This is a genomic window from Halopseudomonas salina (genome assembly GCF_014637955.1).
GTDB classification, from domain to species: Bacteria; Pseudomonadota; Gammaproteobacteria; order Pseudomonadales; family Pseudomonadaceae; genus Halopseudomonas; species Halopseudomonas salina.
The window spans coordinates 23,330-48,328 of the sequence record NZ_BMFF01000005.1; the positions used below are offsets into that span (position 1 = coordinate 23,330).

23 protein-coding genes are annotated in these 24,999 nt (G+C 55.7%); 4 read left to right on the forward strand and 19 right to left on the reverse strand.

Annotated elements, in window-relative coordinates:
- Positions 1-73: 73 nt before the first annotated feature.
- From fkpB to murJ, 5 genes are all read right to left on the reverse strand, one after another.
- On the reverse strand, positions 74-511 hold the full coding sequence (gene fkpB / locus IEV54_RS12220) for an FKBP-type peptidyl-prolyl cis-trans isomerase (protein WP_150278168.1): 438 nt from the start codon (positions 509-511) through the stop codon (positions 74-76).
- The gene (lspA, locus tag IEV54_RS12225; protein WP_150278167.1) at positions 508-1,008 is read right to left on the reverse strand and encodes a signal peptidase II; all 501 of its coding nucleotides are present in this window, start codon (positions 1,006-1,008) and stop codon (positions 508-510) included. Before lspA ends, fkpB begins: the two co-directional genes overlap by 4 nt.
- Positions 1,001-3,832, reverse strand: coding sequence for an isoleucine--tRNA ligase (gene ileS, locus IEV54_RS12230; RefSeq protein WP_150278166.1), 2,832 nt, complete (start codon positions 3,830-3,832; stop codon positions 1,001-1,003). Before ileS ends, lspA begins: the two co-directional genes overlap by 8 nt.
- A gap of 11 nt (positions 3,833-3,843) precedes the next feature.
- A complete protein-coding gene (ribF, locus tag IEV54_RS12235) occupies positions 3,844-4,794 on the reverse strand; it encodes a bifunctional riboflavin kinase/FAD synthetase (protein WP_150278165.1) in 951 nt (316 codons plus the stop codon).
- Positions 4,795-4,967: 173 nt separating this feature from the next.
- A complete protein-coding gene (gene murJ, locus IEV54_RS12240; protein ID WP_150278164.1) occupies positions 4,968-6,539 on the reverse strand; it encodes a murein biosynthesis integral membrane protein MurJ in 1,572 nt (523 codons plus the stop codon).
- Between the two features lie 242 nt (positions 6,540-6,781).
- Between murJ and rpsT the strand changes: the two genes are divergently transcribed.
- Positions 6,782-7,054, forward strand: a complete 273-nt coding sequence (rpsT, locus tag IEV54_RS12245) for a 30S ribosomal protein S20 (RefSeq protein ID WP_150278163.1) — start codon at positions 6,782-6,784, stop codon at positions 7,052-7,054.
- Between the two features lie 89 nt (positions 7,055-7,143).
- Here the strand turns inward: rpsT and IEV54_RS12250 are convergent, their stop codons facing one another.
- The 12 genes from IEV54_RS12250 to rplU form a co-directional block, all read right to left on the reverse strand.
- A complete protein-coding gene (locus tag IEV54_RS12250) occupies positions 7,144-8,085 on the reverse strand; it encodes a lysylphosphatidylglycerol synthase transmembrane domain-containing protein (protein ID WP_150278162.1) in 942 nt (313 codons plus the stop codon).
- Positions 8,086-8,091: 6 nt separating this feature from the next.
- Positions 8,092-8,493 (reverse strand): GtrA family protein, encoded by a 402-nt coding sequence (locus IEV54_RS12255; protein ID WP_150278161.1) that lies wholly within the window; start codon positions 8,491-8,493, stop codon positions 8,092-8,094.
- Positions 8,490-9,776 carry an NAD(P)/FAD-dependent oxidoreductase gene (locus tag IEV54_RS12260; protein WP_150278160.1) on the reverse strand — a complete coding sequence of 429 codons (1,287 nt, stop codon included), beginning with the start codon at positions 9,774-9,776 and terminating at the stop codon, positions 8,490-8,492. The genes IEV54_RS12255 and IEV54_RS12260 overlap by 4 nt, the downstream gene beginning before the upstream one ends.
- Before the next feature lie 2 nt (positions 9,777-9,778).
- Positions 9,779-10,720, reverse strand: coding sequence for an NAD-dependent epimerase/dehydratase family protein (locus IEV54_RS12265; protein ID WP_223825474.1), 942 nt, complete (start codon positions 10,718-10,720; stop codon positions 9,779-9,781).
- 196 nt (positions 10,721-10,916) lie between these two features.
- On the reverse strand, positions 10,917-11,654 hold the full coding sequence (locus tag IEV54_RS12270) for an SDR family oxidoreductase (protein ID WP_150278159.1): 738 nt from the start codon (positions 11,652-11,654) through the stop codon (positions 10,917-10,919).
- Complete coding sequence (locus IEV54_RS12275; RefSeq protein ID WP_150278158.1) at positions 11,651-13,999, reverse strand: hypothetical protein; 2,349 nt, start codon at positions 13,997-13,999, stop codon at positions 11,651-11,653. Before IEV54_RS12275 ends, IEV54_RS12270 begins: the two co-directional genes overlap by 4 nt.
- A gap of 58 nt (positions 14,000-14,057) precedes the next feature.
- The gene (locus tag IEV54_RS12280) at positions 14,058-15,368 is read right to left on the reverse strand and encodes an FAD-binding oxidoreductase (RefSeq protein ID WP_150278157.1); all 1,311 of its coding nucleotides are present in this window, start codon (positions 15,366-15,368) and stop codon (positions 14,058-14,060) included.
- Positions 15,368-16,804, reverse strand: coding sequence for a UbiA family prenyltransferase (locus tag IEV54_RS12285; protein ID WP_150278212.1), 1,437 nt, complete (start codon positions 16,802-16,804; stop codon positions 15,368-15,370). Before IEV54_RS12285 ends, IEV54_RS12280 begins: the two co-directional genes overlap by 1 nt.
- A 108-nt stretch (positions 16,805-16,912) precedes the next feature.
- Entirely contained in the window at positions 16,913-18,031 is a 1,119-nt protein-coding gene (proB, locus tag IEV54_RS12290; protein ID WP_150278156.1) for a glutamate 5-kinase, read from the reverse strand.
- Positions 18,032-18,221: 190 nt separating this feature from the next.
- Positions 18,222-19,430, reverse strand: a complete 1,209-nt coding sequence (cgtA, locus tag IEV54_RS12295) for an Obg family GTPase CgtA (RefSeq protein ID WP_150278155.1) — start codon at positions 19,428-19,430, stop codon at positions 18,222-18,224.
- Positions 19,431-19,530: 100 nt separating this feature from the next.
- Positions 19,531-19,788 carry a 50S ribosomal protein L27 gene (gene rpmA, locus IEV54_RS12300; protein WP_150278154.1) on the reverse strand — a complete coding sequence of 86 codons (258 nt, stop codon included), beginning with the start codon at positions 19,786-19,788 and terminating at the stop codon, positions 19,531-19,533.
- Between the two features lie 23 nt (positions 19,789-19,811).
- Positions 19,812-20,123 carry a 50S ribosomal protein L21 gene (gene rplU, locus IEV54_RS12305; protein WP_150278153.1) on the reverse strand — a complete coding sequence of 104 codons (312 nt, stop codon included), beginning with the start codon at positions 20,121-20,123 and terminating at the stop codon, positions 19,812-19,814.
- 312 nt (positions 20,124-20,435) lie between these two features.
- Here rplU and IEV54_RS12310 point away from each other — a divergent pair, with 312 nt between their 5' ends.
- Positions 20,436-21,404, forward strand: a complete 969-nt coding sequence (locus IEV54_RS12310; RefSeq protein WP_150278152.1) for a polyprenyl synthetase family protein — start codon at positions 20,436-20,438, stop codon at positions 21,402-21,404.
- 66 nt (positions 21,405-21,470) lie between these two features.
- On the opposite strand, the gene bamJ is transcribed toward IEV54_RS12310, so the two are convergent.
- The gene (gene bamJ, locus IEV54_RS12315; protein WP_150278151.1) at positions 21,471-22,085 is read right to left on the reverse strand and encodes a BamJ family beta-barrel-assembly machinery protein; all 615 of its coding nucleotides are present in this window, start codon (positions 22,083-22,085) and stop codon (positions 21,471-21,473) included.
- 118 nt (positions 22,086-22,203) lie between these two features.
- Between bamJ and IEV54_RS12320 the strand changes: the two genes are divergently transcribed.
- Both IEV54_RS12320 and trmA read left to right on the forward strand, forming a co-directional pair.
- A complete protein-coding gene (locus IEV54_RS12320) occupies positions 22,204-23,496 on the forward strand; it encodes an NCS2 family permease (protein ID WP_150278150.1) in 1,293 nt (430 codons plus the stop codon).
- Positions 23,496-24,581, forward strand: coding sequence for a tRNA (uridine(54)-C5)-methyltransferase TrmA (trmA, locus tag IEV54_RS12325; protein WP_150278149.1), 1,086 nt, complete (start codon positions 23,496-23,498; stop codon positions 24,579-24,581). The genes IEV54_RS12320 and trmA overlap by 1 nt, the downstream gene beginning before the upstream one ends.
- 17 nt (positions 24,582-24,598) lie before the next feature.
- On the opposite strand, the gene IEV54_RS12330 is transcribed toward trmA, so the two are convergent.
- Positions 24,599-24,994, reverse strand: a complete 396-nt coding sequence (locus tag IEV54_RS12330) for a type IV pilin protein (protein WP_150278148.1) — start codon at positions 24,992-24,994, stop codon at positions 24,599-24,601.
- Between the last annotated feature and the right edge of the window lie 5 nt (positions 24,995-24,999).

The following is a 24,999-nucleotide window of genomic DNA, read 5'->3' on the forward strand; positions in this document are numbered from 1 at the left end:
CTCCGCTCCTCCCCCAAATCGTCATCCTCGCGAACGCGGGGATCCATTCGCATCTGGACTCAACAACTACGCCTCAAACCGGCTGCACATCCAGAATCTCGACATCAAAGGTCACTGTCTTCCCGGCCAGCGGGTGATTGAAGTCAACGTCCACCGTGGTGTCATGGATGGTCTTGACCACACCGGGCATCTCTCCGCCGGCCGCATCGCGGAAAATCACCAGCAGACCTGGCTCCAACTCCATTTCATTGAACTGGTCTCGCGCAATGCTCTGAATATTCTGCGGATTACCCGGACCAAAGCCGCGCTCTGGCTCTATCTGAAAGCTGCGCTGATCCCCCGCCTTGAGGCCGAATACGCTCTGCTCAAAGCCCGGCAGCAACCTACCGTCGCCTACCTTGAACGTGGCCGGAGATTTATCGGTGGTCGTGTCTATCACCTCACCACCAGGCAATTTGAGGGTGAAATGCAGCGTCACTTGGGTGTCATGGTTGATGCGCGTTTCAGTCATGGGTTTGCCTTTGCGGGTTTGGTTATGAACATGTCCAGAATCAACAGCGCTGCACCGACCGTTATGGCGCTATCGGCGATGTTGAAGGCCGGAAAGAACCAACTTTGCTGCCAGTGCACCAAAATAAAATCGACTACATGACCGTGCATGATCCGGTCGTACAGATTACCCAGCGCGCCGCCCAGGATCAGCGCCAGTGCAATCGACTCCAACCGCCTGCTGCGCGGCAAACGGGCCATCCAGATCACCAGCATGACACTCACGCCAACCGCAATCGCGGTAAAGAACCAGCGCTGCCAGCCGCCTGCACCCGCCAGAAAACTGAAGGCTGCACCTGGGTTATAGGCCAAGGTAAAGCTGAACAATCCATCAATGACCGGTAGCTGCTGGTGTAACTGCAACTGATTCAAGGCGACCCACTTGGTCAGCAGATCCAGTGCAATGACCAGTACGGAAATCCAGATCCAGCGCAGGCCTCCCTGACGCAAATCAGGCATGCTTGCGCACCTCACCCGGGCCTTCGATGTTATCTATGCAGCGACCGCAGAGTTCGGGATGCGCAGCATGTGAGCCCACGTCGGGGCGCAGATGCCAGCAGCGGGCGCACTTGGCGTGACCGGATTTGACGATACTCAGCTTTAAGCCCGGTAGTTCTGTTGTGACCGAGTCTGAGCCCGCAGCATCCAGCGGCGCAATAGCCGCCTGGGACGTAATCAGCACAAAACGTAACTCGTCGCCAAGGCGCGCAAGCTTGTCCGCAAGTGCTTCGTCGGCATGCAAGGTCACTTCCGCCTGCAGGCTGCCGCCGATGACTTTTTCCTTGCGCAGATTTTCCATCTCGCGATTCACTGCCACCTTCACTGCCATGATTTCTTCCCAGAATTCACGGCCGAACGCAGCACTCTCTGGCAACGCGGCCAGCTGTTCATACCAGGTATTGAGCATCACGGATTCGTTGTGCTCGCCCGGCAGGTGCTCCCACAACTCTTCAGAGGTGAACGCCAGGATAGGGGCTATCCAGCGCGTCAGCGCCTCCACGATGTGATACATGGCCGTCTGGCAGGACCGCCGCGCAGTGCTGTTGGCACCAGTGGTGTATTGGCGGTCCTTGATGATATCCAGGTAGAAGCCGCCCAGCTCCTGTACACAGAAGTTATGCACCTTCTGATACACGTTCCAGAACTTGTAGCTGTTGTAATCCTCGATGATCTCCTGCTGCAGCAGCAAAGTGCGATCAACTGCCCAGCGATCCAGATCCAGCATCTGCTCAGGATCGAGAAGGTGCTCTTTTGGATCGAAGCCGGTCAGGTTCGAGAGCAGGAATCGAGCGGTGTTACGAATACGGCGGTAGGCGTCTGCGCTGCGCTGCAGGATCACCTTGGAAACCGCCATCTCGCCCGAGTAGTCAGTCGAGGACACCCACAAACGGAGAATGTCTGCACCCAGGCTGTTGTTGATTTCCTGGGGTGCGACCACGTTGCCCAGGGACTTGGACATCTTGCGGCCGTTCTCGTCGACGACGAAACCGTGGGTCAACAGCGCCTTGTAGGGCGCGTGGCCATCGATGGCGGCGCCGGTCAGCAGGGATGAATGGAACCAGCCGCGATGCTGGTCGGAGCCTTCCAGATACAGGTCCGCACGCGGGCCCTGTTCGTGACCCATCGGGTGTGAGCCGCGCATAACGTGCCAGTGGGTGGTACCGGAGTCGAACCAGACGTCCAGCGTATCGCTGATCTTGTCATACTGCTCTGCCTCGGCACCCAGCAGCTCCTGTGCGTCTGCCTTGAACCAGGCCTCGATTCCCCCCTGCTCGACTCGCTTGGCAACTTCTTCGATCAGCTCGAGCGTGCGCGGGTGCAGGTCGCCGGTTTCCTTGTGCAAAAACAGGGGGATCGGCACACCCCAGTTGCGTTGGCGCGAAATGCACCAGTCAGGACGGCCGGCAATCATGTTGTGCAGGCGCTGCTTGCCCCAGGCGGGAACGAATTCGGTTGTTTCAATAGCGGCCAGAGCGCGCTTACGCAGGCTCTCGCCCTCCTTCGGCTCGGTATCCATGCCGACAAACCACTGCGCTGTTGCGCGGTAGATCACCGGCGTCTTGTGACGCCAGCAGTGCATGTAGCTGTGGCTGACCTGCTCGTGGGCCAGCAGACAGCCGACTTCTTCAAGCTTGGCGACCACATTGGGGTTGGCTTTCCAGATGAACTGGCCACCGAAGAATTCCAGCGATTCGACATACACACCATTGCCCTGAACAGGGCTGAGAATGTCGTCATTGACCATGCCGTAGCGCTTGCAGGTATGAAAGTCGTCCACACCATAGGCAGGCGCTGAGTGCACGATACCGGTACCCGCACCCAACTCGACATAATCAGCCAGATAAACTGGCGACTTGCGTTTATAGAACGGGTGATTGAAATTGATCAACTCCAGCGTGTCGCCGGTAGTAACAGCAACAACCTCGCCTTCACGGCCGTAACGGGCCAGACAGCTTTCGACCAGTTCTTCAGCCAGCACCAGCAATCGGTCACCGACATCAACCAGGGCGTAGTTGAATTCCGGATGCACGTTCAGCGCCTGGTTGGCCGGGATCGTCCAGGGAGTCGTGGTCCAGATGACCATCTGCGCCGGCTTGCTCAGCTCTGGCAGGCCAAAGGCGGCGGCGAGTTTGGCAGGTTCGGCGCAGGGGAAACCGACATCAATGGTTGGCGACTGCTTGTCGGCATATTCCACTTCAGCTTCAGCCAGGGCCGAGCCACAGTCGAAGCACCAGTTGACCGGCTTCAGACCCTTGAATACAAAACCTTTCTCGACCATCTTGCCCAGCGCACGGATCTCGCCCGCCTCGTTGGCATAATCCATGGTCTTGTAGGGATTATCCCACTCCCCGAGCACACCCAGACGCTGGAAGTCGGTCTTCTGGCCTTCGATCTGCTTGGCCGCGTAGGCACGACTCAACTCGCGGGTTTTAGCTGGCTCCAGATTCTTGCCGTGGGTGACTTCGATCTTGTGCTCGATCGGCAAACCATGGCAGTCCCAGCCGGGCACGTAGGGTGCGTCAAAGCCCGACAGCGTCTTGGAGCGGGTAATCATGTCCTTGATGATCTTGTTGACTGCGTGGCCAATATGAATATCGCCGTTGGCGTAGGGCGGGCCATCGTGCAGCACAAAGCTGGGCCGGCCGCGGCTGATCTCGCGGATCTTGCCGTACAGGTCGATACCTTCAAGACGCTTGAGCGTCTCCGGCTCACGGTTGGGCAGGCCGGCTTTCATCGGGAATGCCGTTTCTGGCAGGTTCAGCGTCGCTTTGTAATCAGTCATCTGGTCCAGGCTCACTTGTTTGAGTCAGAGGCCCATTGGGCGCGGGCAGCTGCAATATCTGCCGTGATAGCTGCCTGCAGGGCATCCAGGGAATCGAATCGCTGTTCGTCACGCAGTTTTTCATGAAATAGGACGGTGAGGTGGCGGCCATAGAGATTGCCCTTGAAGTCCAGCAGATGGACCTCGAGATGCGGCTGGCCATCACCTTCAACCGTGGGACGCATGCCGATGTTGGCCACGCCCTGATGTGACCCCTTGAAAGGGTCTTCGTCGAGCACCGCACTCACACGGAATACCCCCTTGAGCGGTGCGTGCAGGCGTTTTAATTGCACATTAGCGGTGGGTGCACCCAGGGTGCGGCCCAGCTGCTGACCGTACATCACACGACCGCTGATACTGAATGGACGCCCCAGCAGACGCTCAGCCAGCTCGAAGTCGCCGTCGGCCAGCACCTGGCGCAACCGCGTGCTACTGATGCGGTCGCCGCTCTCTGCCACCGTATTGGCCGCCTCGACGGTGAAGCCGTGGCGCTCGCCGCTACCCTCCAGAAAAGCAAAATCACCACTGCGATCGCAACCAAAGCGGAAGTCGTCACCCACTTCCAGATGCTTTACACCAAGGCCGTCGATCAGCACCTGCTGAACGAATTCCTCTGCGCTGAGCTCGCGTAGCCGGCGATTAAAGGCCAGACAAAGCACGCGATCAACCCCTTCAGCTTCAAGCAGCATGAGCTTGTCGCGCAAGCGGGTAAGGCGCGGGGGCGCGGCGTTGGGCGCGAAGTATTCCCGAGGCTGCGGTTCGAAAATCACCACACAGCCGGGCAGTCCCATACGGGCAGAGTGCGAACGCAGGCGCTTCAGAATGGCCTGATGCCCGGCATGCACACCGTCGAAGTTACCGATTGTCGCTACACAACCCCGATGCCGGGGGCGCAGGTTATGTAGACCGCGGACCAGTTCCATAATGCTCGTTGTTTGGCTGAGGGATCAAACGCGCGAGTATACAGGGTAAGCGGTGTGCGCGTCATGCGCAGGCGCCGAGTTGACCGCCAGGATGCTGGTCGAGATGGAACTCGACCCTCCGGGAAACCACCCCTGGGAATGGCCGAGTTCCACCTCGGCTTTCGGGGCTGCTGTCAGCCCTGACGCAGATGACGCATGCGCATTCCTGTGGCGATTAGCGTCAACACAAAGATACCTATGCCGGCGCCAACCAAAAGAGCCATCTCGAGCACCTTGCGTTGCCACGCCCAGGCGAACCACTGCTCGATACCCGGCACCATCCAAACGATAACCAATGCCATCGCGATGCAGGCTGTGACCAACCGGAAAGCGAACACCCCCCAGCCCGCCTGGGCCTGATAGATGCCTGCCTTGCGCAACCCCCACCAGAGCAGACTCGCATTGAGCACGGCTGACAATGAGGTTGCCAGCGCCAACCCAACGTGGGCCAAAGGCCAGATCAGGATCAGGTTGAAGCCCATATTGACCACCATGCAGATGATCGCGATCTTTACTGGCGTCTTGATGTCCTGGCGCGCGAAATAACCCGGAGCTAATACCTTGATGAGCATGAAGGTCATCACGCCTATTGAATAAGCTCTCAGTGCGGCGGCGGCTTGCAGAGTGTCGCGTTCAGTCATGGCGCCATAGTGAAACAGGGTGGCAATCAGCGGCTCAGCCAACAGCAGAAGCGCCAACGCGGCCGGCACGCCCACCAACAAAACCATGCGAATCGCCCAGTCGAGAGTGGCAGAAAACGCCTTGGGGTCCTCCCCCGCGTGCTGGCGGGACAACGCTGGCAGAATGACCGTACCAATCGCGATACCAAAGGCGCCAAGCGGCAGCTCTGACAGACGATCAGCGTAGTACAGCCAGGAAATGCTGCCCGTTTCCAGGAAGGACGCGAGCACAGTATCCAGCAGCAGATTGATCTGGCTTACCGACACACCGAACAACGCCGGTAGCATCAGGGTCATGATGCGCTTGACCCCCTCATGCTTGCGGTTGGGGCGCGGCATCGGCAACAGTTTGATCTGCGCAAGAAACGGCAACTGGAATAACAGTTGCACTACACCGGCAATAAACACGCCCCACGCCAGCGCCATGATGGGCTCGGCAAAATAGGGCGTCATCAGAACCGTCGCACCAATCATGCTCAGATTGAGCAGTACCGGGGTAAAAGCCGGCACGGCAAATCGACCGTAGCTGTTCAGTATCGACCCGCAGAGGGCAGTAAGTGAGATCAACAGCAGATAGGGAAAGGTGATACGCAACATATCGGTCGCCAGGGCGAGCTTTTCCGTATCGCCATGGAAACCCGGTGCAAAAATGGTTATCAGCACCGGCGCGCCCGCAACCCCCAGCGCCGTGATGGCAACCAGAGTGATTCCCAATGTCCCGGCAACGCCGTTCACCAGGTATTTGACATCCTCCAGACTGCGTTTGGCGCGATATTCGGACAGCACCGGCACAAATGCCTGGGCAAAAGCGCCCTCGGCAAAGAGTCTGCGCAGAAAATTGGGGATCTTGAAGGCGATAAAAAAGGCATCGGCTTCGGACTGGGAACCGAAATAGGCCGCAACCACCACGTCGCGCACCATCCCGAGTACACGCGAGAGCAGCGTCATGATGCTCACAACCATGCCTGAACGCAGTAACGTCGGGGCTTTGGGTTCGGGAGCTGCGGGAGGGACCTGCTCAGTCATGGATTCGAGTCGCCAGGTAAAGCCGCGATGATAGCCTCCCGACGTACTCTCTGGCGAGAACCGAGCCTTAGCAAAAGCTTGTGGCCGGAGCGTAAAAGCCTCAAGCTACTGCCCCACGGTAAACGGCCTGAAACTTCTGGTTTGCAGCCGATCGACACCCCTTGACATTGGTACAGGCTGGCGGCATAGTACGCGGCCTTATTTGTACCCTTATTCATAACGATTTTCTGAGGAGCACGACGGTGGCAAACTCACCTCAAGCCAAGAAACGCGCCAAGCAGGCCGAGAAGCGCCGCAATCACAACGCAAGCCTGCGCTCCATGGTTCGTACTTATATCAAGAACGTGGTCAAGGCTATCGACGCCAAAGACCTGGAAAAAGCAAAGACTGCCTACACCGCAGCAGTGCCGGTTATTGACCGCATGGCTGACAAGGGCATCATCCCCAAGAACCGAGCCGCTCGTCACAAGAGCCGCCTGAACGCACACATCAAGGCAATGGCTACCGCCGCCTGATCTGCGTTTCTTGTGGAAGAAAAAACCGGCCTTGAGTCGGTTTTTTTGTGGGTGTTGTTTAGAAATAGAAAAGGCGGCCCCATCCCGCACTAACGCCGAGACTCTCTTCTTTCGGACATTTCCAGAATTCCTATAGCAGCAAATCCAAAAAGAATGGAAAACCACATTCCTGCGACTCGAATCGCTATCGCGGTGACAGCTGCAACCTCCACCGAAATACCATAGACACCCAGAATCGCTATCAGAGAAATCTCCGTCGAACCGATGCCGCCGGGCAACATGGACGCCGCGCCAGCAAGCATCGCCAGCGGATAGCTACCGAATGCGCTCAGAAAAGGGATTGTCAGATTGAGCCATTCAAGCAGGTAGCAAAAAGAAAGAGCGGTAACCGACCACGCCAATAAGCCAAGCCCAAAAGAGAGTGCAACGTCAGGGCCGTTCATCCAAACCCGGCAGGATATGAGCCCATCCTCGACAACCTTCACCATCCCGCCCAACCGATCCATCCCGTACCTGACAACAAAACTCTCGATTACGTGCAGTGTCTGCGGGAAGCGTCCAAGCAGCAGAACCGCACTGGTGAAAAGCACTACGAAGATACCGCTTAGCCAAAGAATGCCGTGCTCACCAAATGCAGCCATACCCAGCAGAAACACTACGACCAGGTCGAACGATCTTTCATATACAAACGCCCCGAAAACGACCTGAGCAGGCACCGACTGGCGATCCAAATATCGGATTCGAATCAGCTCTCCTATCTTGCCTGGCGTTGCCGTAAAAGCGAAACCTGAAAGGTAAGCCAGATAACCGAAGATCCACCCCGTCCGATACCCGGCCCGCTTAAGCAACCAATGCCACCTCAGATAGCGGACGAACCATGACAAACATGCGAAACCAACCAATACTGGAAGAACCCGCACGACCTGGTCCATCAGCTTGAAAGTGTCGTTTCGGGTATCTGCCCAGATCAAGCCAAGCAAGTAGAGTGCAGACAGGACGATGAGCCCGAGTACGGCGCGACTGAAATTCAAACGTGATTACCGGAAAGAATAATATTTATGACCGAGATAACTAGTGAACACAGGAACAACAACCCCAATCGCGTGGGCTGCTTCGCGCGCAAACCTTTCAATCCCGAGCCACGGAAACACTACGAAAGCCAGAAACATGCTGAGCCCCCATGTCTGCAAAATCGCCACGAAGTTCACCAGAACAAACCACCCTGCAGAAAGCCGTAAAGACTGCCGGGTCTCACGGAACACGAACAATCTGGCCAACACGAAAGCGGTCACCATTCCGGTAAGGTAGGCTAGAACCACGGCAGTAGAAAAACTGGTCCAAACGTCATAAACAATCCGCGACGCCAGATTGACCAGCGCTGCGATGCCACCCGTTATTAGAAACGCCAGGAATTTTCCGGAAAGGAATTGCCGGATCATCCTGCGGCGTCTCTGGCGATTGCACGTCCGAACTTAACGCTTTCCGATATCCCCCTGTCTTCCGGGTAGTAATAGGACGTGTCAGCGACCCACAGTCCCGCTATCGGCAACTTGGGCGGAGGAAGCCTGCGCAGAAAACCCGGCTCGCAAATCGGTTGCGCGAAGCGATAGCGGCTGGCATGAATATCCAGGAAGTCATCATCATCCAAAGCCGGGTTGATTTTCTTGAGGTAGCTTCGCACCTTGTCCACGAAAACCGAATCAGGATCGGCAAACTTCCGGTGCTCTGCCGGCATGTAAAACGGCACGTAAACGATACTTTCTTCCAGGGGATACAAGTTCGAGTATTCGACCAAACCGGGTATATCCATGTCCGGATCATTGATATTCACCCAGAAATTCGAGCTGACCGGCTTGTTCAACTTCGCAATTACGCAAACGACGGCAATGTTCCGCACGGAACAAAAACGGTCTAGTAGCTCAACGAGCAGATCCGGGGCAATTTGAGGAATGTAAGGCAAAGGGATCGTGCTTATGACCCTTTCAAAAGGATCAAACTGGCCTTTCGCCTCGATACCACGGACGCTCCCCCCTTCCATAACGATTCGCGAAACCGGCGTATTGAGCCTGACCTCTCCGCCCCGCTCTTCAATCGACGCACGCATAGCTTGAAGGAGAGTGTCTGATCCGCCTTCAAGATACCCAAGCTTTTCCTTGAACAGATTGTATCTGGAGCGACCGATACGGCGGATGCGACTCCATATCCATGCCGCAGAAAGGTTATCTGAATAGTCGTAGAACTTGTAATCGAAAAGTTTGCGCCATAACACTTCGTACGCCTCTGGACCTACCCAGCGCTTGATCCAGCCCGTCGCCTCCACGTCATCCAGCGGCGTCCAATCATTGCGTTTGGTTGACAGAAAAGCATGCAATCCGTATCGAAACTTGGCGATCATGCCAAGCCCTCGAAATCTCAGCAATGCAACTGGATTGCCCCAGGGCTGAAGTTCACCCTGGTACCAGTAACCCATTCTGGTAGCCACCCAGTGCATCTTGTCCGTCAGATCCAGCTCCTCCAACAGCTCAAGAAATGCGTCGTCGGAGGTGCAATGGAAATGGTAGTAGCGTTCGATATTCAACCCAGAGAAGTTAAACGGAGCAGCCATGCCGCCCACTCGATCATCCGCCTCGAAGACAATCGGCTGATGGCCATCCAGCGCTAATTGATACGCAACTGCCAGCCCCATCGGACCTGCGCCTAAAACTGCTACGCGCTTACCCATATTCAGAACTCCAGAGCAATGTGGCTGTATCGGGGATCATTGAACGTCTCGTTGATCGCTTCCGCAAAAGGCGTGCACTGAACACCGAAAATAGCCGGCCAATCAATCACTTCAAACTCATCTTTGGCGGTTAACGCCGCCAGTTGCTGAGTCGTGAAAGGCGGATTTCTGTCGAACAGTGCCCATATCCAGAGTAGAGAATGAAACATGCTGTAGGGAATCTTGGTTATGACAGTCCGTGCGCCGGTCACGCGCTTGATGTGCCGAATAATATCTATGTAATCGACCTTTTCATGACCGGAGATGTTATAGATCCCGTCCGCTGCCCGGCCCTCCATGGCGCTAATGATCACGTTACAGAAATCTCCGACATATAATGGCTGCCGCATGTATTCACCATTACCAGGAATAGGAAATACGGGCACCTTCTTCATAAAGCGGGAAAGCCAGCCCAGATGCTTCCTGTCAAACCACCCGAACATCAGAGTCGGCCGGAGGATTGGGCACGAAATCCCGCTCTCCAATACCAGGTTTTCTTGCAGGATCTTGGTCCTGGTATAAAAATCGCCAGCAACAGAAACCACAACCGAGGAACTGATATGCACGAGCTTCGAAACCTGGTGCTCTTTAACTGCTGATAGTATCAATGCCGTAGCCTCGACATTGTTACGGAGAAACTCCTCGTACTCTGTTCCGCCAATCTGCGCCTGCAGCATCACTACCACTTTGGCGTCTTCGAAATGCTGTCGCCAATCGCCCGGCTGCGCCAAATCGACACACTCTGCCAGCACCCCGCCATGTACCGATTTCAACACATCCACGTTGTGTTGGTGTTTATCCAGCACAACGATGTTCGAACAGCCCTTGGCAATAAGCCTCGCCACCAGATTCTGACCAACCAGCCCGGCGCCCCCAGGCAAAACAATTTTATCGGTCAGCAACATCAGCGTAATCCTTGATCCAGTTGGTTGGTACTGATGGCTTTAGTCTACCAATCACTTAGCGGTGCCTGTAATTCGAAAAAATTACAGTGAACTCATCAGCGAAAGACCTCGTTGGCATCAGTCAAATGACATCATCAGCGTGATGGATCGCAGAGGACACCTGGCGGCTCTCCATAAACATAATGCTAGCCGCGGATTACAGACGGGTTCGTTTCAGTATGTCGTGGGGCATCGAGCGGATGATAAGCATGATCCACCACCAAAAACCGGGCACGTAAACAACATTCATTTTGCGCTCAATGGCTCTACGAATAGCTTGGCCAGCACGCTCAGGCGACACAGTGAGCTTTTTTGGTAGGTCAAGACCTGCGGTCATAGGGGTCGAGACAAATCCAGGCTTGATCGTTACAACATGAACTCCCACCTTGTAAAGCCTAGCGCGCAGCCCTTCACAGAACGTCGAAACTGCAGCTTTCGCCGCCCCATATACATAGTTGCTCTGGCGCCCCCTATCACCTGCCACCGAAGATATGACCGCAAGGGTTCCACTGCATTGGATCTCCAGATGGTTGGCGATCACCGAAAGCAACATAATTGTCGAGACCGCGTTGGTTGCGAAAGTATCCAGCAGCACACCTACATCGTTTTCGCATTTAGTCTGATCAGGGAGTGTGCCATGGGCGACCAGAGCAACATCTATATGGTGCAGCTCGCGAAGACAGGCATTCAGCATCTCGGGATGTGTATCCAGGTCGTTCACGTCCATCTTGAAGAGAATCACCGAGCTGGCACCCCGGACATCAAGGTCGTTCTTAATCTGCTCAAGCTTTTCTTCGTCCCGGCCGACAAGAAAGAAAGTGTGCCCCTGCTCCGCCCAACCCCGAGCACAAGCGACGGCGATGGCCGACGTGGCCCCTAGAATCAATATGTTCATTCTGTACTCTGTTCCCAATCAGGCTGGCGGGCCCGAACTTCCAAGTTTGAACGTATATTTGAGCACCTGTGGACCGCGCCCTCCTGAACGAAAGCCAACCCTACCTCAAAACTACCTTGTAGCTTGCCCACCACCGCGGCAATCGAGAACCCTGAAGCTGATAGCTTTTCATCGCCAAAATGATCGCCTATCTCAGGCCGTATTTCGGAGCTTGTCTCGAACCAGTGTGATACCCCTTCTGAGTCTTGCAGCACAAAGTAGGTTAATGCAGGCACAAGGGGTTGTTTTTCTGAGCTTATCAGCCAGCCACTTGCATGGAGAATTTCATCAGCAGCTGACACCCGATCCACAATTTTAAAAGCACCTTCACAGGTTACCATTCGCGTTTCTGCTTCGCTAAATAGGTTTGGCTCAGCTTTCGAAAATTTATAGATATCCTCCACCGCGAACTTGGAAACACCATCCAATGATTCGATCACTACGTGAATGTTTTCTTGCCAGAACCAACTCCCCCACGAACTGCTTGTCACTTGGACCGATTCCACTGATTCTGCAGATAAGTAATTTGTCCGCCCCCAGAAAAATCCGAATTGCTTAGTATTATTAATGAGCGGACTGACCACAAAGCCACTGCGAGCCATGGTCGCTATGAAGCGATAACTATAAGTTCTTCCATCCTGCAGCCGGACCACTAGCTTAAGCTGATTCGGCTTGAATAAAAAAGAAACAAGCCTGCCAAGGAGTGAAGGGGTGATATCCATGCTCATAAAAATTGGCGTATCTCGATGCGGAATAGTTACAAGCTCTCCCAGCCTGTAGGTTCCTTTGAAAATCTCTTGCCGAGACATGGAGTAACCGCTTGTGCGCTCAAGCTGTAAATGGGACTGAAGGAACTGCACAGGTTTATATCTCCCAAGCAGCTCCAGCCAACTTAAACCGTCTTCTATCGCAGGAAAACGCCCGTCAATGGGCTCCACATTAAAAAAAATGTTACCAGGTGCGCTATTACTAGCTAAATAAGCTCGGTTTTGCTCGGCCAACGAGTCCGTATAAACTGAATAACTCTGAAAGACTGGGCGGGGGGCCCAGTTGTTCCCCGAGGCTATGAGCGCCCACTGCTGATGGGAGTAAATATCAGATCCTCCTTCTAACAGTGGTATCGGAGAAAGTCTCCCGAGGTTTTCTAACGATAGATCGTAGGAAGCTTTAAGTGATGCCGGCTGGAAAAGCCTAAGATAGGCTCCATAGGCGGCCGCACCATAAACATTTTTATTAGATGAAAGATAGTCTCGCACTGGAGAGTGCAAGTAACTAGCGCTGATAAAAAAACCGCTCGTGCACGCAATAACAACCGCAAAACCTGAAGCTCGATTAAAGCGAAATAGCAAAGTGCAAATAGACACCAAAATAAGCACAATGCTAGCTATCAGAGCGTGATGGCCGTCGTGCCGAACAAAACTCGACTTAAAGGAAAGAAAAAGAATCAAGCAGAACATCAGAAATACGTATATTTTTTCCCAACGCGGCTGCTCTTGCAAGAGCACCGCCAGGGATATGGTGCAAGCAGCCGCCAAGTAAACTATGACTTCAAGAGAAGATCCCGTCAACGCCATGGCTTCAGTGTAACCTTGAACGATCGGCAGCATATTCGTAATATAAATCCGTAGTGTATCTAACGGCTGCTCTGCGATAAGCCACGCTGCAACTATAACGATAGGCGGGATGCACACTGTAAGCGTGGCCATAAGCCACTCTCGCCGGGCGATCAGCAACACCGCAGCCAAAACCATTACCGCTATGCAAGCGATCAGGAGGGTTCCCTTAATCAGGGGCAAGAAGCCAAGCGGGGCAAGCACAATAATCATCACGAGCGCACTTGCTAACCGGCTATGATATCTATCGCGAAGCCCAACTATCGCTAATCCAATCAAAAGTGGGAGCAAGAACAAAAGAGCATCTCTTGCGAAAAGGCTAGTTGGTAACGCCAGCGCCAATATTACCAGCGGGAGAGAAGAGCGCCTACCTGCCGCCATGAGAGCTGCTACCCAGCCGGCAAAGGCCAGAAATAAACTACCCCATACCATCAGTTCGTCCGTTGCCGGATGAAAGTACCGAGTAAAAACAGCCGCATAGGGGCCAAAGGTGAATATGATATCTTCACCGATCTTCATTCCTTCGGCCACACCTACGTTCATTCCCAGTCGCCACGAAGGATCAAGACCAGCCACAGGCATAAGTGGCAACAACGGAACCAAAACCGCGAGCATTGCAAACAACAACAGCCCTTTAGCAAAGAGATTCAACCATCGACCCGAAGAACTCGTGTTTTGATTAGCCTGACTCATAAAAAATCTCCCGCTACGCTGAGCGAAAAAGCGTATTCTCCGTTCGTTATTTGTAGATTCATTCCGTTACCCGTTTCCAGAATCTAGAGTTAAGTGAGGGATCACGCAGCAACTCGACCTGCTCCCACGCTGGATACCCGGAGCGGAAGTCCGCCCCGGACATGTGTGCATCTTTTGCTGGGTAAAGCCGGCCCCCTGCCTCGCGAACCACGAGATCCATCCGGTTGAACAGACTTGCCAACTTTGAAACCTGGGGGAAATCCAAGGCTAGAGAAATACCCGGCTGCGGAAACGACAGCAGGCCGGGGCTTATACCGTTGCCACAGCGCTTAAGAACTGCGAGGAATGAACCCTGGCCGGAACTTGAGATTACATCCAGCAGGTCGCGTATTGCTTCTCGTGCGGAGTGATGCGGCACTATGCACTGATACTGTTGAAATCCGCTTCGACCATAAATACGGTTCCAGTTGGACACACCATCCAGCGGGTAAAAGAACGGTTGATAATCGCTGCGCTGCGGGGTGGGGGCGCTTTGGTGCTTGCGCCAGTACAACTCGTTAAATATCCGCAACGACGGATTGTTAACTAACGAAACAGAGGGAGCAAAAGGTACGTTAAATCGGGGGGGCGAGCTGTGATCGAGAGTACCGGAAGGGGCGTGATCACCGACGAAGTAAACACCTCTGCCCGCTGAGGATCCCGTGGCCAGACAATCAATCCAAGCAACGCTGTACTCATGTTGGTCATCTAACTGTTCTGACAGTTCGAAAAATCGGTCTAGATTATCAAAGCGTCTAACGACGCCGCTGATCTGGCTCGACGATATCGGCATAAGCTGAATTTCGGCCCATTCGATCACACCAGTCAGGCCGAGCCCTCCAATGCTCGCCGCGAAAAGCTCTGCGTGTATTTCTCGTGAGCAGATCAGCGCACCGTCGACGGAGCGGACAAGACTAAATTGATTCACATGACTGCCAAATGTGCCGCGTATATGATGATTTTTCCCGTGGACGTCGTTGGCTAGCGCACCGCCCAGTGTCGCGAATTGCGTTCCGGGTGTGACTGGCAGAAACCAACCGCGCGGAATCGAGAGCTGCAGGATCTCGCCCAGCGTTACTCCAGCTTCGGCGCGAAGAATACCGTTTACCCAGTCAGCTGCAATGAACCTGTCCAACGAGCGCATCTGAAGCACGTGGCCCGATGTCGCAAGACAGCTGTCTCCGTAGCTTCTGCCGTTTCCAAAAGGCAGCAGTTCTCCATGCGCACGCGCGATAGAGGCTATTTGATCAGCAACCTGATTGCGCCAAACAAGAGGATGCAAGGTTTGGGGAAAATGGGGATAACGCCCCCAGGAAAGAGCTGTATCCATTACGCTGCAATCCAGAAAACCATACCGAACAGCACACCCACCATCAGGCTTACGCGGTCGCGGATGGCGAATACCACTGGGTCATCATCCATGACCCCGCGATGGGTCAGCATCCAAATGCGGGTAATCCAGAATAACAGTAGCGGACAAGCCAGCCATATGAGGCGTGGTTCCGTATACATCCCGGTAGTTTCCTGATCGTGGATATACAATGCCAGGACCATCACAGACAGATAGCCCGAGGAGGCGCCAAGTGATGCAACCATTTCTAGATCGGAAGGGAAGTATCCTCGACCACGGGTTTTTTCGGTCTCGCCGCTACTTCGCGCCGCGTTGAGCTCGGCATATCGCTTGACCAGCGCAAGGCTGAGAAAAACGAACATGGAAAAGGCCAGCAGCCAGAAAGTGGGGGATAAGTTGAACGCTGCGGTACCAGCGATAATGCGCATCGTATAAAGCGTCGCTAATGTAATGACATCGATCGTCATTAGCTGCTTCAGCCAGAGCGAGTATGTCAATGTGATGAAATAATACAAAGCTAATGCGGCGACAAACTTCCATGGCAGAAATAGTGCAGCGCCCGTAAAGGCGACAACAAGCAGGGCCGGAAAGACCAGCAAGCCAGCTTTGATGGACAGCGCCCCCGAGGCAAACGGCCTTGCATGCTTGGTCGAATGGTGACGGTCATCCTCAAGATCGAGTAGGTCGTTGAAGATGTAAACCGATGATGCGCATAAACCAAAAAAAACAAAGGCAAGAATGCCTTGCAGAAGAAGCGAGCTTTGATCGAACTGATGCGCAGCGAGCAGGGGAACAAAAATCAGTAAATTCTTTAGCCACTGATGAATCCGCAACGCCTTGAACCAGACCCGTATCCCCGCCCGGCCAGAATCCATGACAGCTTCCACATTGCCCTTTCGCCTCGCCGCAATCAGAACGCCAGCTTGAGGGTTGACCACATAGGCTCGGCGAGCTGCAGTCCATATGCATATGTCGTCTGAAGAGTTGCCGGCATAGTCAAACCCGCCTCGGCCGTAATGCTCAACCAGCAGGTCACACTTGCTCTGAGCTGAAAGGTTCCGGCTGGCGTTGGTCGCCAAAACCTTGTCGAACAGTTGAAGATGTTTGGCAATGCGGTTGGCCAATATCTCATGGCTCGCAGTGGCAAGAACTATCTCACGCCCTTCACCGCGCGCGTTTTCGATCAACTCCAGAACGGCCGGGTCATAGGGAAGTACAGTCACATCTATTTCGGTAGCTCTGGCAAGCTCCTCCTTTAGCTTGACCTTACTCTCGTGCAACCATTGGAATGGCTTGATCACGCCAAGAGGGTACTGACGCAGGAACGCCAGACCGCTCTCAAGCAACATGTCCGACCGAAGTAGTGTGCCGTCAAGATCAATGCACAGCGGGATCTTGCCTGTCATGCACTTCATGAGGCTAAGTTGTTCGCGCTGAGTATCCGTATCCGCTTCCACATTTCAGGGATTCCTTCTCCCAAAGCCATACAACAAGGTGTGAGGACGGTGACGCCTGCGTTCAACCTATACCAGCACCAAATTATCCCGATGCACCATCTCCGGCTCATCGATATATCCCAGTATTTTGGCCACCGAATCGGTTGGCTGGCCGAGGATGCGGCTGGCATCCAGGGCACTGTAATTGACCAGTCCGCGCGCCACTTCCTTGCCGTCAGGCCCAACGCAAACAACCATTTCGCCACGGCGGAAAGCACCTTCAACAGCGACTACACCTACGGGTAGCAGGCTGCGGCGTCCGGAGGCCAGGGCCTTTACAGCGCCCTCATCGATAATCAGCCGACCGCGGGTCTGCAGGTGTCCTGCGAGCCATTGTTTGCGGGCTGCCAGCATGCCTTTCTCTGGCAGCAACAGCGTACCCAGCTCCTCGCCGCCCTGTAGCCGCCCTATGACACGATCAATCCTGCCACCGACAATCACCGTACCCGCACCGGAACGAGCCGCCAGCCGCGCTGCACGCAGCTTGGTGAGCATACCGCCGCGGCCCAGCGCGCCAGCACTGCCGCCCGCCATCGCATCCAGAGACGGATCGTCCGCCATTGCTTCGCGCACCAGCTCTGCCTCGGGATTGCTTCGAGGGTCAGCGGTGTACAAGCCATCGCGGTCGGTAAGGATGACCAGCAGATCGCCTTCGACCAGGTTGGTCACCAGCGCGCCCAGGGTGTCGTTGTCGCCGAAGCGGATCTCGTCAGTGACCACGGTGTCGTTTTCATTAACCACCGGGATGACGCCCAGATCGAGCAGGGCACGAAGGGTGCTGCGGGCATTCAGGTAGCGTTTGCGGTCAGAAAGGTCATCGTGAGTCAGCAGAACCTGGGCAGTAGACAAACCGTGAGCCTGGAAACTGGATTCCCAGGCCTGCACCAGACCCATCTGGCCGATTGCCGCCGCCGCCTGCATCTGGTGGATTGTCTTGGGGCGCTCAGTCCAGCCCAGACGACTCATGCCTGCCGCTACGGCGCCGGATGAAACCAGAACCAGTTCCGCGCCGCTTTTACGCAGCTCGACCAACTGCTCTACCCAGACCGCCATCGCCTCCTTGTCGAGACCGCGACCATCACCGGTCAACAGGGCGCTGCCGATCTTGACTACCCAGCGACGGGCGTTGGTTACTTTGTCACGCATATTCGATCCAGAAACGAAGAGTCAATAGAATTAGCGCATTCTAACCCTATCCGCAGCTAACGCGAACGGGCCTCGCCAGACAGACTAGCTTTCCGGGAGGGCCGAGTTCCATCTCGGCCAACGGTGGCGTGATTGGCGCCGCCTCGTCGAGATGGAACTCGACACTCCCAGTAGGCAGCAGTATCAGCAATCAATGCACGTAGATGATCTCCGGACCATCTTCGTCATCTTCGTCGTCATCATCCGCATCATCATCTTCGTTGAGCAGACCCTGCTTGCGCAGCGCCTTGCGATCGTCCAGATTCTGGATATGGGCGCGGGCTTCATCCTCGATCTGCTGATCCAGAGCGCGCACCTCAGCGGCGTACTCCTCATCTTCCTGCATACGCAGCGTACGCTCGTCCAGCCAATTCATTACTTCCTTGGCCAGCTCGTCGGTACCCTGACGCTCGGAGGCGGAAATGACGAACACCGGACCCTCCCACTCCAGCCGCTCGACCACGTCATCCAGCAACGCCTGCTGCTCGTCTTCCATCAACTGGTCGCACTTGTTCAGCACCAGCCAGCGCTCACGAAGCGTTAGCGCGGGGCTGAACTTGCCCAGTTCATGAATGATCGTCTCGATGGACTCCACCGGATCACTGTCATCCGGCGGCACCATGTCGACCAGGTGCAGCAACAGGTGAGTGCGCGACAGGTGCTTGAGGAATCGCGTTCCCAGGCCTGCGCCCTCAGCGGCACCGGCTATAACACCGGGAATGTCCGCAATCACGAAACTGCGCAACTGCCCAACATCCACAACACCCAGATTTGGCACCATGGTGGTAAACGGATAATCCGCTACCTTTGGCTTGGCTGCAGATACCGCGCGAATAAACGTACTCTTGCCCGCATTGGGCAAACCGAGCAGACCCACGTCCGCCAGAACTTTCAGCTCCAGCTTCAGGTCCCGCAGATCACCCAGGCTACCCTGCGACGTCTGCCGCGGCGCACGATTCACGCTGGACTTGTACCGGGTATTACCCAGACCATGAAAACCGCCCTGGGCAACCAGCAGGCGCTGACCGGCTTCGGTCAAGTCACCGATTATTTCCTGAGTACCGGCATCGATCACGGTAGTGCCAATCGGCACCTCGAGGAACATGTCCTCACCTTTGGCGCCGGAACAGTCCTTGCCACGACCGTTTTCGCCACGCTGGGCGTTGAAACGCCGCTTGTAGCGGTAATCAACCAGGGTATTGCAGTTTTCCGCGGCCACCAGATAAATGGAGCCACCGTCACCACCATCACCGCCGTCAGGCCCGCCCTTGGGGATGAATTTCTCCCGGCGAAAGCTCATGCAGCCATTGCCCCCATCGCCGGCCTTGACCGTGATGGACACTTCATCAACGAATTTCATCTTGCTCCCTCCCGCAACGGGATGGACTAAAGGTTGCTACAAAAAGAACAAACAAAAAAGCCCCGTCGTCAGACAGGGCTTTTTCGAACCGAGGGTGGTATCAGGCTTCTACGACGTTTACGTAGCGACGACCCAACTTGCCCTTCACTTCAAACTTGATCACGCCAGCCGCTTTGGCGAACAGGGTGTGATCCTTGCCCATGCCGACGTTCTTGCCGGGATGGAATTCAGTGCCGCGCTGGCGAACGATGATGTTGCCGGGGATGATTGCCTGGCCGCCATACATTTTCACGCCAAGGCGTTTCGATTCGGAATCGCGACCGTTACGTGTGGAGCCGCCTGCTTTTTTGTGTGCCATGGGTGTTTATCTCCTCAATGGGCTTAGGCAGAGATGCCGGTAATCTTGATTTCGGTGTACCACTGACGGTGGCCCTGACGCTTCATGTGGTGCTTGCGACGACGGAACTTGATGATGCGGATTTTATCGCCACGACCGTGGGCGCTAACTTCAGCAGTCACCTTGGCGCCTTCAACAACAGGCGCGCCGATCTGTACGTCATCGCCATTGCCAATCAGCAGCACGCGGTCGAAATCAATGCTGGCGCCAGTTTCAACGTCCAGCTTCTCTACTCTCAGGTATTCGCCTTCGGCGACCTTGTACTGCTTACCACCGGTAACAATCACTGCGTACATGATGCTTTCTCCGTAATCCTGCTCACCCGGCGCTTGGGTATAATCGTTAGTGGCCGGCATGGCTGCAAGTGAACCCGCCTATCGGGCCCTACCTTGCCATTGTTAAAACAGGGATGCTGTAAATCTGCTTAGCCGTAAATACGGTTTTCAGGGGCGGGAATTCTACGCAATGCGTGCCGCTTGCGCAAGACTTACCTTCTTCACCCAACAGGCCTGTTAACAGCCTTTTATAGGTTACCAGGCAGCGGCTTTCTTGACAGCGCGGGGCCTGCCGCCTAGCATGCCGCGCAACCTACGAGGAATGTGCAGTTAATGTCCACCCTGCCTTTTTACAACGCAGTCGCCGATGATTTTGACTCAGTCAACCAGCTGATCATTCGCCAGCTGCATTCGCGCGTTCCTCTCGTTGAGAAAATCGGCAATTACATCATCAACGCCGGAGGCAAGCGCCTGCGACCTCTGGTGGTACTGCTCAGCGCCCGGGCCTGCGGCCTGAGCGATGAACGCCAACACAGCCTGGCCGCAATTATCGAGTTTCTGCACACCGCCACCCTACTGCACGACGACGTAGTCGACATATCCGACCAGCGTCGCGGTCGCTCTACCGCGAACGCCAAGTGGGGCAACGCGCCCAGCGTACTGGTAGGAGACTTTCTGTATTCCCGTGCGTTTGAAATGATGGTCGAAATGGGTGACATGCGCATCATGCAGGTGCTAGCCAACGCCACCAACGTGATTGCCGAGGGTGAAGTACTGCAGTTGACCAAGGTCCGCGACGCCGGCACCGACGAAGCCACCTACATGGAAGTTATCCGCAGCAAGACCGCGATGCTGTTTGAGGCATCAACTCACAGCGCGGGCATTCTTGCAGGAGCCAACGAGGAGCAGATTGACGCCTTGCGCCAATACGGCAATGCCTTGGGCATCGCCTTCCAGCTGATCGATGATGTACTCGATTACACCGGCGATGCCGAGGCCATGGGCAAGAATGTGGGAGACGACCTGGCCGAAGGCAAACCTACCCTGCCATTGATCTATACCATGCGTGAGGGAACGGCTGAGCAGGCGCAGAAAGTGCGCCAGGCGATCCAGAAGGGCGGAATCGAAGACATCACGGCAATACAGCAAGCTGTGCGTGAATGTGGGGCGCTGGATTACACCTCGCAACTCGCGCGCACGCACATCGACGAAGCGGTCAAGCTGCTCCAGGTGCTGCCACCTTCGGTCTACCGCGACTCTCTGGAGCAGCTGGCCAAGTTCGCGATCGAACGCCGCTTCTGAGCCACCCCTTCGGGCCGGAGCCGGCGCTCCTGCCGGTAGGAGCGCCGACCCCGTCGCGAAGCGATCTTAAAGTACCTTGATCAGCTCAATATCGAATATCAGCGTGCTGTGCGGCGGAATGCTACCCGCGGCGCGGCCACCGTAAGCCAGTTCCGGCGGGATGAACAGCCGCCATTTGGCGCCTTCCTGCATGAGCTGCAAGGCCTCGGTCCAGCCGGCAATAACGCCGCCCACCGGAAACTCCGCAGGCTCGCCGCGCTTGTATGAACTGTCGAACACTTCCCCGCCAATCAAGGTACCTTCGTAGTGGGTGCGCACGGTGGAGGACGCGACAGGAGTCGCTCCGTCGCCCGCATTGACGACCTCGTATTGCAGACCCGAGTCCAGGGTAATCACACCAGGGCGCTCCGCATTCTGTGCCAGGAAATCGATTCCTGCCTTGCCTGCCTCGCGAGCCGCCTCTTCAGCAACGGCCTGCATTTTCGCCTGCAAACCCTGGAAGGCCTCCTGCAGTGCAGCTTCGTCCACCTGGCTCGGCTGCTGAGTAAAAGCATCGCGCAGGCCAGCGACCACCAGATCAATCGTCAGATCAGGGATGTTGCTGGTCAGTAATTGGTCGCCCATCTGTCGGCCAATGCCGTAGCTGACGCGCTTTTCGTCTGTATCAAAGGTATCGCTCATACCGGTACTCCCTGGAAATTAGCCATAAAGCCTGCCATAAAGCTGGGAGGAATTCATTAAACGGCGCCAGTCCGTTACAATGCCGGCCTTTTTCGTCCTCCCTAAACGAGATACCGCCATGCTGGAAAAGCTATTCCAACTGCAAGCTCACGGCACCAGCGTGCGCACCGAAGTGATTGCCGGCCTGACGACGTTTCTGACCATGGCCTATATCATTTTCGTCAACCCGATGATGATGGCAGACGCGGGTATCGATCCCGGTGCTGCCTTCGTAGCGACCTGTCTGGCGGCAGCCATCGGCTCGCTGATCATGGGCCTGTGGGCGAATTACCCGATTGCACTGGCACCGGGCATGGGTTTGAATGCCTTCTTCAGCTACACCGTCGTCGGTTCTATGGGTTACAGCTGGGAAGTCGCACTGGGCGCGGTCTTTATCTCAGGCTTTCTGTTCTTTCTGCTGAGCATATTCAAGGTCCGCGAATGGATCATCAACAGCATTCCAATGGCACTGCGCTCAGCAATAGCCGCCGGCATTGGACTCTTTCTGGCGCTGATCGCACTGAAGAACGCCGGCCTGGTCGTTGACCACCCTGCCACGCTGGTGACCCTGGGTGACTTGTCGCAACCCGCACCGCTGCTGGCAGGCCTGGGATTCGCCATTATCGTAGCCCTGGCGTATCGGCAAATCACCGGAGCGGTGATGATCGGTATATTGGTGATTACCGGCATCAGCCTGCTTGCCGGCTTTAGCCAGGCAAATGGCGTAGTTTCGGCACCGCCGAGCCTTGAACCGACCTTCCTGGCACTGGATATCCGCGGAGCCATGGAGATAGGCATGCTCAGCGTGATCTTCGCCTTTCTGTTCGTAGACCTGTTCGATACCTCGGGAACACTGATCGGCGTGGCGCAGAGGGCCAACCTGGTAGAAGCAGACGGCAAATTACCGCGCCTGGGCCGCGCCCTCATGGCCGACAGCACCGCCACCATGGCCGGCGCCGCCATGGGCACCTCCACCACTACCAGCTATATAGAATCGGCGGCAGGCACGGCTGCAGGCGGCCGTACCGGCCTGACCGCTTGCGTTGTGGCCTTACTGTTTCTGATCAGCCTGTTCTTCTCGCCACTGGCCGGCGCCGTTCCTGCCTTTGCCACGGCACCTGCGTTGCTGTTTGTTGCTGTATTGATGACCGGCGGCCTGGTACAGGTCGATTGGGAAGACCTGACGGTCGCAGCCCCTGTGGTTATCACGGCCATCACCATGCCGCTGACCTTCTCCATCGCCAACGGCATTGCACTGGGCTTTATCAGCTGGACGTTGATCAAGCTACTGGCCGGCCGCTGGCGTGATCTGAACCCCAGCCTCTATGCTCTGGCGGCCCTTTTCATCATCAAACTTGCGTTGTTCAACTGATGAGCCTGTCCTTCGATCCTGCCGAATACGAACAGCAACTTGCAGCCAAGCGCCAGCGCCTGGTTGAGCTCCTGAAACCCTTCAACGCCCCTGAACCGGAGGTGTTCGAGTCTCCGCGGGAGCATTTCCGCCTGAGAGCCGAATTCCGGCTCTGGTATGAGGATGGCAAGCCGTACTACGCCATGTTTGAGAAGGGCAACAAATACAAGCCAATCCTGATCGACCAACTGCCCATCGCCAGCCGTCGCATCAACGAACTGATGGGGCCGTTATTAGAAGCCTGCAGAGCCGAACCAATGCTGGGGCGCAAGCTGTTTCAGGTCGAGTTTCTCACCACGCTGTCGGGCGAAGCCTTGGTCAGCTTGTGCTATCACCGCCCGATTGATGAAACCTGGGACGCGGCTGCGCAGCGCCTTGCAGACCAGCTCGACATCCTGGTGATTGGCCGAAGCCGAGGCCGTAAGCGTGTGCTTTCACGGGACCATGTCATTGAAGAACTGGAAGTCAATGGCCGGACCTGGCGCTACCAACAGGTAGAAGGCGGCTTCACCCAGCCCAACGGCAACGTGAATCAGCACATGCTGAGCTGGGCTCAGGACGCTGCCGGCAGCAACGATGACGACCTGCTGGAGCTCTATTGCGGTAACGGCAACTTCACGCTGCCGCTATCGACATGCTTTCGCAAGGTGATGGCCACCGAGCTGGCCAAAAGCTCGGTTTATTCAGCTATTACCAATATGGAAATGAACGGCGTAGAAAACGTCACCCTGGTGCGGCTGGCAAGTGAAGAAGTAACCCAGGCGTTGACTGGCGTACGCGAATTCCGCCGGTTACAGGGTATCGACCTACAGAGCTTCGACTTCGGTACGGTGTTCGTCGATCCACCCCGAGCAGGTCTTGATCCGGCCACGCTGGAGCTGGTCAGGGGCTACAAGCGAATATTTTATATTTCCTGTAATCCGGAAACCCTGGCGGCGAATTTGCTGGACCTGTCCAGCACGCACCGGGTAACCCGATGCTCACTCTTTGATCAGTTTCCCTATACCCACCATATGGAGAGTGGGGTGTTGCTGGAAAGAGTCTGATAGCGCCTGGCAAGGCGTCACTCTCTCCAGCATTTATCGTCTGCCGGAGTTGTCTGACCCAGCGCATTTATCGTCATGGTTGCACAGTCATCTCCCGCCATTACACCACCAGCAACTGCGGTAGCCGTAATAAGATAGCCTCCGTCAGTGCCCGCTCCGTTGGCGAGAGCCACGTTATAAACAGCGTCCCCTGTTATAGGGCTGCGAGTGGGTATCGGCGCGCCGGCGTAGGCACCAGTACGCGAAAACTGACGCTCCGTCACCTGCGCGGCCTCAAACAGCACCGCGGAGGCCTCCGCGCGACGGGTCTTCTTCGTGTACTCAACATAACTCGGGTACGCGATGGCCGCCAGAATGCCTACAATGGCGACCACAATCATGACCTCGATCAAAGTAAATCCCTTGCTTCTCATAGCAC